Raw genomic sequence first — 14,328 nt, forward strand, 5'->3', positions numbered from 1 at the left:
GTCTTACACCCCTTCTGTTTCGCTTTCATAAGATGGCAGAGGTGGAATGATGTCATCGGTGCACAGGTAGAGGTTTTGCAGGTTGAGCAAGGGCATGGGGTTTTCCGTCAGATTGGACATGATATTCATGGCAATGTTCAGCTGAGCTGCATTGCAGGATGATTTATGCGCCTGTGCCCACGCCGTGATTGAGTTGGCAAGGTTTTCAAGGATATCGCCCTTAGGTTCGCCGTTGTTCTGGATAGTGACGGGGGTTGGCGGCAGAAGAGCGATTGGCAGATCGATTGGCTCTTCTGTGAGGCCTTGCGCAAGATGATAGCTGTAACCGATATTAAGCTGCAGCGTAATGTCGCCAGCATACTCACCATGAAACAGCATGTAGAAGAGATGTTCCAGATGCTCCTTCAGGCTCCGCTGATAAGGCTCATTTGTGGGGTTGCCGAGGTATGCAATGTTGAGTGGCTGAAAGCTGGACAATGTTGGGTGGAACGGGTTTTTAAAGGTGGCCGTCGGCGTTCTGAATACAAAGCCATCTGTGATTTTGCCGTGGATATAGCTGTTGCGGATCATGTACATAGAAGCCAATGCATCCTGCCGCGCGAGCACCTGCATGCCCGGCATGACCACCTGACGATCACTCAAGGGCTGCGCAATATCCTGTGTCAGATAGGTTTGCTTGCTCTTCGTTTTCTGGGTGTAATAGTAGGTGTAGGTCTGCTTACCCTCAACACACGCACTGCTGTCCAGATGGCTTGTCCAATCCGGAATTTCGACCACAGGGTCTCCGGTTAGTCCTGCGGGAGGGTTGCAATCTTCCAGTATCAGTTTGACGACCCAGCGCTGTGATGTTTGCTCCGCTGGAGTGCTATAGTCCTGATTTTCCTCCAGAATGCTAAAACTGATTGTTTCGCTGCCCTCTTTTTGTGAAGTTGCTGCAAGCATCGCAAGGCTGCTGCTGGCGTTTGCTTTGCAGATTATGTCTTCGTTGACCTTGATGATCACCGTCAGAGCCTGAGCCGCTTTTTCGATGGCATCGGCTGACTGATTACCAGCGTTTATGATTGGAAGGTACTGATCCAACGTGGCGGTGAGGTTGTTCTGGATGGTGATGAACTGCGCGAGTTCGGCAAAGGCATCCATGAAATCGGTGAGTTCACCTTGCGGTTTGTCTTTGAGGTTGAACTGGATTTGCCCATGAGCTTTGTCCTGAAGGTAATGGAAGTTCAGGCCGTAAGTGTATTCATAGTTCCATTTGGTGATCTGGGAGAGCTTCTTAGCCTTCGTGTCATAGGCAGGGCCAGCTTGAGAGACCATGCGCGGTGTTTCCGGGAAACTGCGCAGCAGGATGGGCACTTTGAAAGACCCAAGCAGCTTTTCAAGAACCGGAGTGCCTTCCGCCTGGATCGGAGAGAGCCAGCTTGAGGCTTTGTAGTCGGCTATGCCCTGAACCGGGCTGATCTGATGTTCGAGAGACGTGACTTTGTAGCTCAGATCCAGAGAGAGGCATTCCGTTGTCTCTCCCAGCTTTTCTGAGGCCTGAATCAGGAAGGTGAGCGGTTGCTCTGCGCCATCTTGCAATTTCAGTTTGGCAGACGTGAGCGAGAAGAGGCTCGAAAGAGATTTAGCGGATGTTGGCTCCTGCGCGTCTTCCTGTGCATCCGGTGGGCAGTCTGCCACGCTGTTCAGGTTGATGTTGCCGTAAAGCTGCGGAGTTTCTTCATCGCCTGTTAGCGGAATGTTGGCGGTGATGTCCGCTCCGAACGAAAGGACAGCCTGTGTTGTGTAGAGATTGGAAAGTTCATTGAGCAGCGTTTGTTTGAAGGTCTCTTGTGCGGAGGTTAGCCGTGTACTGGTGCCATCCTGATAGATGGGTGCCAGCATGCGTGCCGTGATCTGCGCAAGGCTTTTCTTTTGCTCCGTCAATGCCTCCATAAAGCCGCTGACGACTGCAGAGCTCTCACCAGTGCAGGAGATGCTTTTCGGTTTATTGGCTGCGAGTTTGTCGATGAACAGGATTGAGGAGGAGTATTTGGGAGACAGCAGCGCGTCAAAAAATTCAAAGTACTGTTTCAGCCAGACGTCCATCTCAACATTTGAGAAGGTGCTTTGAACCGAAGTACCTGTGAATTTTCCTGTACTTGCGTCAAAATCATCCAGTCCGGCATAGGGATAAACCGAGGCACTGCGAGAGATCAGCGTGTTACTGACTGGAAGCGGTGCGTATATTTCTGGTTGGCTTTCATCTGTGATGTGGAAGGAGATTGGATCTCCCTGCTTTGTGCCAATACGCACACCCCAGGTTGCATTGGAAGACACGCTAGCGGATGGCGCATATCGGTTGATACCGGAGGCGACCATCATTGTGAAATCCGGACCATGGATAGACTGCGCTACACACTGCGCAAACTCTGCCAGAATGTCTGGCTTTGGCTTCTTTGGCTTCTTTGGGTTTTCGGAGTCTGCGTCACTTTTTTTAGGTTTCGGGGCACTGACGGTGGTTCTGATTGCTATGGTGTTGGCAACAGATCGTGTCAGCGGATCGGCTGCATAATCACCGACCGCTATGCCGTGGGTTCGTTTGAAGACAAGCTGTGTTGTGAGCTCAATGATCGGTTCCTGATTGAGGCTGCTCATTGGCACTGTTACAGGCAATGAGAGCGGCGGAATTGTTTCAGAAGTTTCGGTTTCTTCCGGGTTGCTTTGCCTGATCAGGAATTGCTCGATGTCTTGCCACCAGCCGACCAGCTGCTCAAGTTCGTGTGCTGAGAGCTGATAGGTGTTGAGCGAGAGTGTCGAGTTGACCTCTATTGCAAAACCGTTGGGGTCATTAAACTGGGCCAGCATATCTTCAACAATAACCAGTGCTGAGTGCGCTCTTTGCTGTGCGATCTCCGGGTTTTGACTTTTTTGCGGTAAGAAGGGTCCACTATCAAAGCTGAAGGTGATGAGGATCGTGAAGTTTTCCGGGGTCGTTTCGGCGCTACCCTCAGGCTGCACTGTCCAGTTTGCTGAGGTCGAGGGCCACTGAGAGAGCGGGATGATCTGATCTGTGTAGCCCTGAAGCGCCGGTTTGCTGTTCAACTTTCCTGCGGGCTTTGTGGGCTCGTCCAGTGTTGATAGGATCGTATTGCCGTAATAGTCGTTCCAGCCGAGTTGAGTTTGCAGGAGCAATCCGTTGGCACTGTACGGGTTCAGTGCCGTGGCTTCTGAGGCGTTTTCGGTTTTTACAAGGCTGAGATACGATATTACGCCATGATACATTTCCGCATCGCCAGCAGACGCTTCCAGAACATATCGGATCTTTCCCTCATTGGGCGAGGTAGACTTGCCTGAGGCACCAATGGGCAGGCCCATGTTGCTTGGTCTGAAGTCCTGATTTCCCAGAATCTTATAGGCCAGCAGGCTGTAGTTGTTGAGAAGCAAGGCCGTCGCGTAGTCATCTCCTGTTCCACCCTTGGGTATCTCCGGCGCCTGCTCGCGTTGCGCATTAAGCGCCTGAACGCCGGGATGTTCACCGGGTTGAACAGTCAGCGGGCCAGTACGCAGTGTGAGTGTTTGACCGGGGACGAGCAGTTGCTCCATCTCTGCGTTCACACTGGCAACAACGATGGGCTCGGTGCCAAAGTAATCCGCAATTTCTGACAGGCATGTGCAGCTCGACAAGTCGTTGCTCAAAGTCTTGGAGCCAATTGTCAGTTCAATCACAGGCAATCGTATTGGTGCGCCAGCTGGAACTGTTTCGCCAGTCAGACGCGGGTTTACCTGCTTTAGCTCTTCAACGCTTGTCCCAAAGCGCAATGCTATGCTTGCAAAGGAGGCATCACTGCTTTGTGGAACCCGATAGGTGCCCTGCTCGATGCTGATGGTTTTGCCCGGTATCAGCTGGATTTTGCCGCTCGCTGATGTTTCCTGATCAGAAGTCAGAGTTTTGGCGATGAGTGAGTTGAGGTTGGAGTGATAACGTAGAGCAATGCTTGCCAGCGTATCATCGTCAGTGGTCGTGTGTTCCACCAGTTCGCCTTTGGCAGCTGCGGTCAATGATGTACCTGAGCCTGCGATTGCCTGTGCAGTTGCGAGCCCGTTGACGTAGGCATGCATGTACTCCTGATCTTCATGAATGATGACCAGAGACAGCGTCGCCTCTCCTTTTTCGTTGAAGACATCTGGCGGCAATCCTGTCTGCCCGTCATCTGCTGTGTAATAGAGATAGAAGCCGCCCGAGTTGGTGATGCCAGCTTCCCAAAGCAGTTTGACCAGTGACATGGGCGTGTTGAGAAGCGTCGGGCTCTGGCTCTCCTTTGCCGCCTCAGATAACAGTTCTCCGGTTGGATTGGTCACCGTTGAGAGGTTGGTTTGCGACAGACCGAAGGTGACATCGCTGCCGCCCTCACCCACAAAATGTGTACCGCTGCTTTGTGAGCCTTTGCTGTAACCGAGCGTGAGAGATGCAAAGCTATGATCCTCAGGCAGGCTTTGCAGCAATCGCTCCAGAATTACGACGCCAGCTGAACTCACCCCATTCAGCTCATAGGTAGTTTTCAAGGCCGCATCCGGCGTCGCTTTGACTTCCGCCGCTGGAGCGCTCGATGTTTGAGCTGGCAGTTTCTTGATGGAGAACTCAATTGTTGATGCCCAGCCATAGTTCGTCAGCGGGGTTTTGATGGCCTTTCCAGTTGCAGCATCCATCGACACCTGCTCAACAAGGAGCTGAGGAGGCACAACTGCGTTGTTTTGTGCGCTGTTGGCACCAAGTGTCGTTAGTGCTGCAGAAAGCGTCCACAAACGCAGATATTGGGTGTTGGATGGCTTTTGAGGGTCGTTTGTGGGAACGTTGATTGGCTCTGCGCTTTGCCAATTGATGAAGTGCGGGATTGGGAACGCGCTTGGTTGCTGCTCAACCTTTGCAAGGAGTGAAAGTTCCTCTGGTCCAGCTGACAAGTACTCTGTCTTCCCGTAGGTGTTGACGGCTTCAATGCGTTGATAGTCCTTGCTTGCAGTCGCCTCATTGTCTGACGGTACATCCACCTCGTATTTCAGAGTGGTTTGATCATTTCCAAGTGTGATCCAATCTGCATCCTTTGGCTTGCTCAGCAGCAAGGAGAGACTGCTTGTCAGCGGCGTTGGGATGGCGATCTGCTGACCGGACAGCGCAAACAAGCCAACCTCATTCGGCAGGTTGAGCTTTCCAGCCTCATCCTTTTCAACCCAGATGCCATCAACAAGTGGTGTAATACCATCCGTTGGCAGACGCATACCGTGGAAGTAATAGCGTGAGGCCATGCCTGACAGGTGGGTGATGCCACCCGTTCGCTGCACTTCCTTGATGAGCTCTCCAACGGAGAACTGAGGCAGATGTACGATGCTCAAACTGCCAGCATCCGATCCTGCGTTGGAGCCCGTGGCGCCTGCAAACAGATCGGTGAGTTCTCCGTTTGCGGTGATTGCCAGCGCTTCAACATCAGCGTCAAACTTTTGCGCGATGGATGAGAGGGTATCTGTGTCCGTTGTCTTTTGCGTGAACGCTGGCATCTGCAACGTAGAGCCGACAACCAGAAGGTCCTGCTGGGCTTGCACAGCACTGCTGCTGGTCAGTTCATCAATGGTAATCCCAAGAGCTGATGCGACTGCATTTAATGTTTGCCCACCAGAGACTGTGTGCTTCTTCTCAGTTCCATCTGATGCGGTGTAAACAATCTGAGTTCCGCTGCGCAAAAGGCCCGCGACTGCCTTGTTTTTACTCATGAGGTCAGAGGCTTCGACAGTCGCTTTATATGGGTTGTTGCTGGCTAATTTTTGGAAGGAACTGTTCGCAGGGATCACAAGCGGTGCAGTCGGAATTGTGACGTTGAGGCCTGCTGTCAAAGGGTGGCTGTTATTGGCTTTGAAGAGGTCTGCGAGGGTAAAGTCTGCTCCGGAAAAGGCACCTTGGCTGTTGACCCAACTCACAATGCAACTGGATGTTTTTCCAGCTGGGAGCGGATAATTGAAGTCGCGTAGACCGCTCAGGAGGTTTTGCATCATCTGCTTCATAATCAGCATGAAGTAGTTTTCATATATATATGATGATATTGATGTTTTGCTGCCACCTCCATCAATCTCAGAGGGGGATTTCCCACTCTCTTTTTCCACCTGAACACTGAGCTGGTTAAAGTAAACTGTTAAGTCTTCCAGGTACTCGGTGGTTATGGAATTGTAGTCTGCAAAAGTATAGGAGAGCGATGTTTTGCTGTCTTGTTCCAGCGCGATGCTGAGTGATGGCAACATGGGGAAATAGGTCGCTTGCGCCTCTCCTGGACGGGACGGCAAAGCAATATCGAGCATGAACTGTTGCTGCAGGAACGTGGTGATGTCCTGCTGGGTCAATGCGTCTGACGAGCCTTCCAACTCACCCAGCCTGTTCAGTATGGCGTTGATCTCAATCGCGCTGATCACGTGGTTATCGACCTGGTCTGCACTGGGGGTTTCATCACCCATGGTCGCGGCTACAAGCCAGCGGGTTACCATCTTGGCCAGAGCCTCGAATGCAGTGTCTGTTTGCTGCCCTGCGGCCTTCTCATAAAGCTCCGCATCTTCCGGAGTTGCTGGTGCGGGTGCTGAAATGAACAGGTTGGCGACGTAACACGGCAACTGTGGCGCTCGGGCCTCTTCAGAAGACGACCAGTTCTCATCCTTTGCCAGGGTCAAGCCGTAGCCCAGATGGATCTCCAGCGGGTTTTGAGAGGGATCCGCAGCGGGTTGCAGGTTTGCCCAGTTGAACTCTACTGGAGCTGCCTCATAGGCTCCCGTCAGCATTGGCAAGCGGCTGTAGAGCGCGAGGCGGTCCGCTAATGGTGCAGCAAGCAAGCCTTCGTAGGCTTCAGAACTATCAAGCCAGGGAGCTTTACTTGGGTCCTGGAGAGCACCTAGTTTGAAGGTGGTATGAACGTGCGCAGAGAAGCTGAAGCTCACTTTGATGGTGAACAGGCCGAGATCGATCTTCGCAGAGGCGCGGACATCCACCTTAGCTGAAATTGTGAGGGGGATCGGCTCGTATGAGGCAAGCTTGATCTGTGCGCTTACCTCGATCCTGATATTGACCGAAGCCTTGATAATAGCAAAATCTATGGTGCCATACAGTTTACCAATGATGCCAAAGGTTCCTGTGAGGGAGAAGAAATATTCGCCCTGCAGTGACAGAGCATCGCTGCTGCCTGAGTGATGATCTTCATAGGCATTCCACTTTGCTAGGATGCCTTGCAAAATTCCGAAGGCGGTGAGGCTGAAGCCCGCTTTGAGAATGCCCATATCAACGGACTTGCCGAGCCCCAGCTGCGCGCCGAAGCCGAAGACCAGATTGGGGTTGAAGAAGCCTTTTGTGGAGACTGGCAGCCCTTTGACAGAAGCAGCAGGCAACTTGCCAAAGTAGAACCCTCCTCCGCCTTTCACCGGAATACCCGGCGGTACGATGGCCTCAACTGAGAAAGAATGCGAGAAATTGTTGTTCCAGGGGAAACCGACATCAATCTGGAAGTCACCGTTGGTGTAGACCTCAATCCCGAATGTGGGCAGTGTGATTGTCACGGCCCCAACATCAATGCGGCGCATGATTTCCGGCAGTTCGATGGAGGCTGAAAATTTACCAAGGCCCGGCGAGACCTTTTTATAGATGACCTGAAAATCCAGACCGGAGAAGACCTTAGCCGCTTTTCCATTACAGGCAATGCGCAGTGCATAGAGACTTGGGTCTGTCAGAACCACTTGCAAGGTGAACGTGTACTTCGCGCCGGTGCTTTCAAGATCGCCTTGATGTTCCTGCCCCAGTTCTTTGCGGGAATCGATCCTCAGAACACCGAAGTCCGTTGCAAACAGCCAGTTGATGTCACCAGCAAAGCCGATGTCGGGCACCTTCTTCGCTGAGGGTTTGTGAAGGTCTCCCAAAATATCGACAGCTTGCTGCACGGTGGTGACGTCTTGCAGGCCTTTGACGTCCACATGCTGTCCGCCAGCGAGTAAACGCAGGTCAAGATACTTATTGCCAGCACCGCCGGGGCTAGGTGTTGTGGAGGGTTGATCTGCTCGCCATGGCGGCAGCTTTGTTGCTTCCAGCCCGTTATGAGACAGCCAGGGAAAATCACCTTTCAGCTGCACGAAAACACCTGATTTCTTTTTATACGTGAGCGAAATGCCGGTCACTGAGGCGATTAAAAGGTCGATAGGACCAATTTTCACATCAAATTCAACGCTTCCGGTGTTAAAGTCCCATTTGAGTTCAAAATTAGAAAGTTTGACATCATTTAACAGGTCAAATGGCGCGGCGAGCCCAAACTTGGCACCGGTCATCCATTCCACAAAGGTTTCGACCATGGCACCAAGTGTGGTGGTATCTGTAAACCTGATCGTTGCACATTGATCAGCCAATACCTCAGCCGAAAACAGACCCCATGTGATCCCGAAATGTGAATGCGTTTTGGCATATTCATAAAATACGGTGAGCTCGATGTTCTCCCAAAGCACATCAGCTGTCAGCAATGCGTATTTGCCGTTTTCTTTTGCGGTTTCATACCGGACCAATGATTTTTCCGGGGGAATGAAGATAACCTCGTCATGGTCATCAAGCACCGGAATGCGCGCTTTGCTGCCGGGTAACAGAAGCTCACTTCCGCCCGTATCTCCAATTTTTGCCGTGAAGGTCACATCCGGGAGCCATTTTGGCCTCACGTCTTTGTTGAGGCTCACTGTTCCCCCAAACTCATAACTGGCCGCGGATGTTCCGGTGCCCGTTGAGAAGGTTACATTCAGATCTGAGAGGTCTACATCGATAGCATCCGGTGCCCAGTTACTGCCGAAATAGGCATCAATGATCTGGCTGACCTTGATAGGCGTATCACCCTGCTCTCCGGTAAACGTCCAGAGATGGTTTTGCGTGTCGAATGTAGCTGTCACATTAACCGGGACGGGCTGAACATTCGGCAGACCATCAAACAGCATTGTTGAGGCTTTGATGGAGCCTACCGAGTTGGTTCCAACGCCTTTGACTTGGATGTAGACGTCGTTGAGCTCGAACTTTGCGGGTGGCAAGGTGATTTGCCAGCCTTTCAAATTTACGCCAGCCTCAACGGAATAGGTGCTGCTGTTCTTGTTCTGCCCGGGAGAATATTCCAGTGACAGGTTTGCAATATCGGCATCAACGTCAAGGTGATAGCCGCTTGGCAGCAATGCGTCCACGAAGTCCGAGACAGGCAGGTTTGCCCCATCCGGGCTGAGTGTTGCGGTTACTGTGGTTTGCGGATAGGTGGCAGAAAGGTCAAGAATTGCTGGGTTACTGCTTGAACCGATCACAGCATCTGTGGAGGCTACCCAGCTTATCTGACGTTTGCCGGTTGGCTGTGAAGCGGTGATCTCAAAGCTTAGGTTGTTCAATTTCAATCCGCCGAACAGATCCCACTCCTTGCTATCTTTCAGCGAGACCTGAAAGCTTTCTATGCTCTTGGATTTTGAGTCATAGTTGAAACGCAGACCGTCTACATTCAACTCATTCAGGTCAGCGAACTCAGAAGGGATTGAGTTTGCAAAATTCATCCCGCCGATGAGCGTGAATATGGAGTTCAGCGAAGGGGCTGCCTCCTCTGCAAATGTGCCCTGCACCACCATCTTGTTTTTGGCAGAGCTTGGGAAATCCATGTGGAATGGAATGAGCGTGTCGCCGACCTCAATAGAGGTTTGCACACCGCCTGTGAGCCGCGCACCATTGCTGGAAAATTCAACGGACAGACCTGTGTCTTCCAGTGCGAACCATTCGACACCTGGTAACTCAAGCTTTTCCAGCGAGATTTGGAGTTGGACTTTGTAATTGCTTTGGTTTTTACTCGCTCGCCCCAAGCTGGAGACGGTAAGTGTGACTTCCAGTTCTGTGCCGAGAAAATCCGAGGTCTTTCCCTGAACGATGATCTTGCTGAGCTTTTTTGAGGTGTAGACGGGTTTGATCGTCACAGGGCTTTTTGCGGAGCCAATTGTCAGTCCGCCTGAGCCCAGCACTGTTTGCAGGAAGGTGTGGAACGGTCCCTCTTTCAGCACATTGGGGATCAGAGCGAGAATCCCATTTTTTGTATTGTCCGTCAGCGTGGTTTGCAGTGTTTGCAGATCAGAGAAAATGCTGTCGGAGACACCACTTGCGACTGAAACAAGAGCAAATCTGGCCGCTAAAAACCCGAGCGCTTGTAAGAGCTTATCGTTTTGAGGTGCGGTGTAATACTGTTTGAGGCCGTCAAAATACTCAAAGTACTCGCCCTTTTCTGAGCGAAACTGGGTCACCATATCCGATATGGTTTGCGCCAGTTCATTGGGCGGCATGGTTGCTTTGTAGCCCTCTTGAAACGCGGATGTTCCGAGAGCAATCTGGTTTTTGGAGGTATCTAAAAGCGTTGCGGTGGTTGGTGTTGTGCTGCTGGCAGCTTTGCCCTTGCCGTTTCCAAATGTGCTTGGATAAGGGTTGGACGTGAAATTACCGAGTTTGAAGAACGGCTTACCCAGGTTTACAGCCAGATTGGCGCTTTGAGTGCCTTCCAGAACGCTTGGCAATGTGGCTGCGCCATACAAATAGTCAATCGCGTCTGGCGGCAGATCAGACAAGGTGGTGACAACCGTTGCACCTGATTTCAGTTTGCTGAGGAAAGCAGCCCCAGCAGAGCCTGACAGGTCTTTATTCAGGTAAATACCAGTACCTGAGCCAGAGGTATTTCGGAACACTTGCTGGTTCTTGCAGTAAGCGTTGATGTTCTTTGTCCGCTCATCACGAGACGTGCTTGTGCCCTGCTTCGCCGCGTTCTTTTGGGGAAAATATCGCGCAAGTGTTTGCCATGTGGAACTGCTCAAATCATCCAGAACAGCGATGACAACCGGCTTTTTGGTAAAGCCTTTTTGCTTTTGCAGGAGTGCGGCTGCAGCGATGAGCTCGAAGGCAATCCCTTCTGCATTGCCGACAAGCGATGTTTTATCTGTCGATGAGCCTGGCAGACTCGCAACCGGAAAGAACTCGATGCCGGATTGGCCAGATTTTCCAAGAGCATTGCTGATGTTCTGCGCCGCACTCAATGCCTTGGTGTTGACCTCTGGGATCTTCCTCAGGTCCGCCCAGTTGAGCTTTGTAGTCAGGTCCTGTTTGAAACTGCGATAAGCAAACTGTGAGCCTTGCAGAGCGAGTTGATCATCGAGGTTTATAGTCTGTTTGAGGCCCGGTAGCACCACTAAAGAGTTGGCGGAACAGGTCTTTCCAGCCTGAGTGCAAGTTTCTGCCGTCCAAAGGTAAGGCTGAAGCAGGACAAAGTAGCTGCATTTCACTGCAGTCGCGATGCTTGTGTTGTCGATGTTGGGAATGTTACCGCCGCCACATAGACATAGCGGCATCGTGCCAGACAGACTCGGTACGGAACGATGGGTTATCTCGCCAACGGTGGTTTCCTGATAGGCGTGAAAGGTGATTGTAACGCCGTCCAGCGTTATTGATGCGCGGGTGGTGGGGTCAAAGCCGGGTAACAGCTGCGCCAGTTCCTGCAGGAGCGTTTCTTGGCCACTGTCGTAAATCAGGTCCACATCTACCTGAAATCCAAGGGAAATCATTCGCTTTAGGAGGTTGATGGTGTTGGCGGCACTGCCTGATCTTTGGTCTTGAGAGAGGAAGTAGCGCAGCTTTTTACCGCGCAGGAAATCCGTGAGCCGTCCAAGGATGTGGTTGGAGAGCGTCGCATTCAAATCCTGTGCAGCAGAGGCGAACATTTGCACCAGATTGGCAAGCTCTGAAGACAGGCTCTCTTCGTCTGGCGTGACTACGCGCTCGAGTGGTTCGATTGGACTGTGCTCGTTCATCTTGCTGCACCAGTGCTGATTGAAGGAGTGATTTATTTGCTGTCAGCGGGCTCGTTGTTGTAGACCGCGTACCAGGCCAGACCTGTGGTTTTGGCCGAGCCCTCGTTGCTCTCATCTGGGTCTGAGAACAGATAGAACGATGTGGCGCCGCTTGGCGGGATCTTGGCCAACCCCAGAAATTTGATGGCGATCTCATTGAGAACAAACATGTATTGCTTGCTGGCATCAGCTTCTTTGTTATTGGGGTTTTCCGTGTAGAGCAGCTGGATCGGGCCGTAGGACATGGACAGCACGTTCTGTAAGCTGATGAGCGAGGCACCGTTGGAGGAGCCCGGCATATGGATGGCAGTCTTGGATTTGTAGGTTTCGCCCGTGGAGTCTGGTGACCATGCCAGCAGCAAATCAGCGGTGAGGCCTAGTTTGCCTGCGAGGTCTCCGGCGGTGCCGAGGCTGACTTCGAACTTGAGGCCGTTCCATGTGTCTGACAGGCCTTGCTGGCGGACGCTGGTTACAACATCCAAATATCCCATGGAAGCTGGCGTCTTGTCTGCGCTGTCGGAGCTGACAAACCCTTTCAATTGCAATGGCATAGTGGCGACCAGGCTACCGCCGCGAGGCGTGCTGTTTTTGCTGTCAAATGTCAGCTGAGCGCTGTCCCAAGTGATCTTCTGGCTTTCGTAGGCATTCGTTTGTGTGAAGCTCATTTGCAGGCCGAGCTCGTTAAAGGCCAATCCATTCTGGCTGGTTTGCTGGTCTGGCTCATTGCCAAAGGAGAATAAGTCAACCGGCTCGTTTTCGCCTGCGCTGAGGATCGCGAAATCGAGGAAGCCGGTGAAGGCGAAGCGGATGAGTGGTTCTGTTTGATTTTCCTGCGTTTTTTCGTGTTTGGAGATGGTGTTCATTCGCGCGGATGTGAACTCTGTTTGCTCCAGGATGTTGTTGTCGACCGTGAACAGATAGGGATGGGTTGCGGCCATGGTGTAGGACGGGTGGTTGTTGTTGTCCTGATAACTCGCTTTCATAATCAGCGACTTGTACTGGCTGCCTTTGGGCTGTGGTTGGCCTGCCGGAAAAACGGGCTTAGAACTGACCGTATCGCTGCCAAAAACCTTGGTCATGGAGAGCTGTGCGAAGGAGGAGAACTTCTTTATTGCCGAGTTCTCAAAGAGCACTTTGAGCGAGAGCAGGATGAAATCATATGTGCGCGTTGCAGAGGGCACAACCGGCTCCGGGTTTGTCGCTCCCTTTGGTACAATGAGGTCATTGTCTTCATAGTAAACCAGCCCATAGACTGAACTTTGCTTCTTTATTTCGATTTTTTCACCACTTGCACCAGCCTTGATCTGATTGATGCGGATGGCGAGATGGTGGGCATAAAACTTTGCCGGATCGCGCACACCGGCCACAATCCCAGCCAATTGCTCGGGCGGTGATTTGATACGCGCGCGTAGCATAAGTACGCCGGTCCAGTTAGGATCAGCGGCAGTCTGGTTGAAGCTTTCGAAGTACTCTGTTGCGGGGTTTTCATAGGCTGCTTTGAAGTAGTCCTGAAGCCATGAGGAGACATTGACCAGTTGGGTTTTATCTGATGTGTTTTGGCGTTTGGTTGTTGGAGCGGCGAAGGTTTCTTTTTGGGTCCATTTTTGCGGATTGGAGATGAGGTTGTCTTTTTCATTGCCCTTCGGGTCGTAGAGTGGGCCGCGTATTCCTTTAATAATCAATATGTTGGCGTAGTCGCCGAAATCTGGTGAATTGCCGACATCTGCTTCGATCTGCCAGTCTTCGATATTCAGCGTGTTGAGGAAGGTTGAGCCTGCTTCACCTAATTCTGATGGGTTTGCAGCGACCAGAAACAGCTGATTGGTCTGGAAGGCCTCTATGAGTTTGGGGGATAAGTCTTTGAAGGCAAAATCGGAAGGTGTTGGTACTTTGATTTGAGCGAGCTTGACTTCCTTCCAGTGACTGGCGTCTGTGGGTGATTGCAGTGTGGCGATCACGCCCAGTGGGGTTGTCAGAGTTGCATCCCCCTCTCCTGTTTGCGCCTTAGCCTCTCTGGCGTTGGATTGACCGTTGGTCAGAGATGCAATCACCTTGCGGCGGGTTGGCGCAATAATGCTTTTTTCGAACAGAGCGACATCACACTGGGAGTAACTCGGGTCGCCCTCATCCGTGCCGGCGTAGGGGAACATTGGGAAGGCCTGATCTTCCATTGGCGGCAGTGTGTAGGCCGGACTGACAGTGCCCAGCAACTCCTTGTTTTCCTGCCAGATTTCATCATCATAGCCGTGCAGTGCGCTGCCGTGGGGCTGCGCCACATAGGTGATGGATGTCTCACTCTTTTCTGCGGCATTATCTGGCGGGAACACCTGTACATACGACGTTTTGTAGTTGCCTTTGAGCGGTGCTCCTTTGGGTGCAGGGCGCCCAACGGGAGACGACAAAGGCAACGGAAAAACCGGTGCGTAGGCAGGCTGATCGGGTATAAAC

General features: G+C 52.0%; 2 protein-coding genes. Both read right to left on the reverse strand.

The features are described 5' to 3' along the window. Positions 1–3 precede the first annotated feature (3 nt). Entirely contained in the window at positions 4–11,841 is an 11,838-nt protein-coding gene (locus PsW74_RS07355; RefSeq protein WP_063288570.1) for a LysM peptidoglycan-binding domain-containing protein, read from the reverse strand. A 32-nt stretch (positions 11,842–11,873) separates the two neighbouring features. After that, a partial coding sequence (locus tag PsW74_RS07360; protein WP_208987883.1) for a hypothetical protein occupies positions 11,874–14,328 on the reverse strand: 2,455 nt, incomplete at its 5' end.

The organism is Pseudovibrio sp. W74 (genome assembly GCF_001623085.1).
Taxonomy (GTDB): Bacteria; Pseudomonadota; Alphaproteobacteria; order Rhizobiales; family Stappiaceae; genus Pseudovibrio.

Excerpts from the sequence above, each read along its gene's own strand:
- PsW74_RS07355 (WP_063288570.1), bottom strand. The coding sequence starts at position 11,841 with ATGAACGAGCACAGTCCAATCGAACCACTCGAGCGCGTAGTCACGCCA.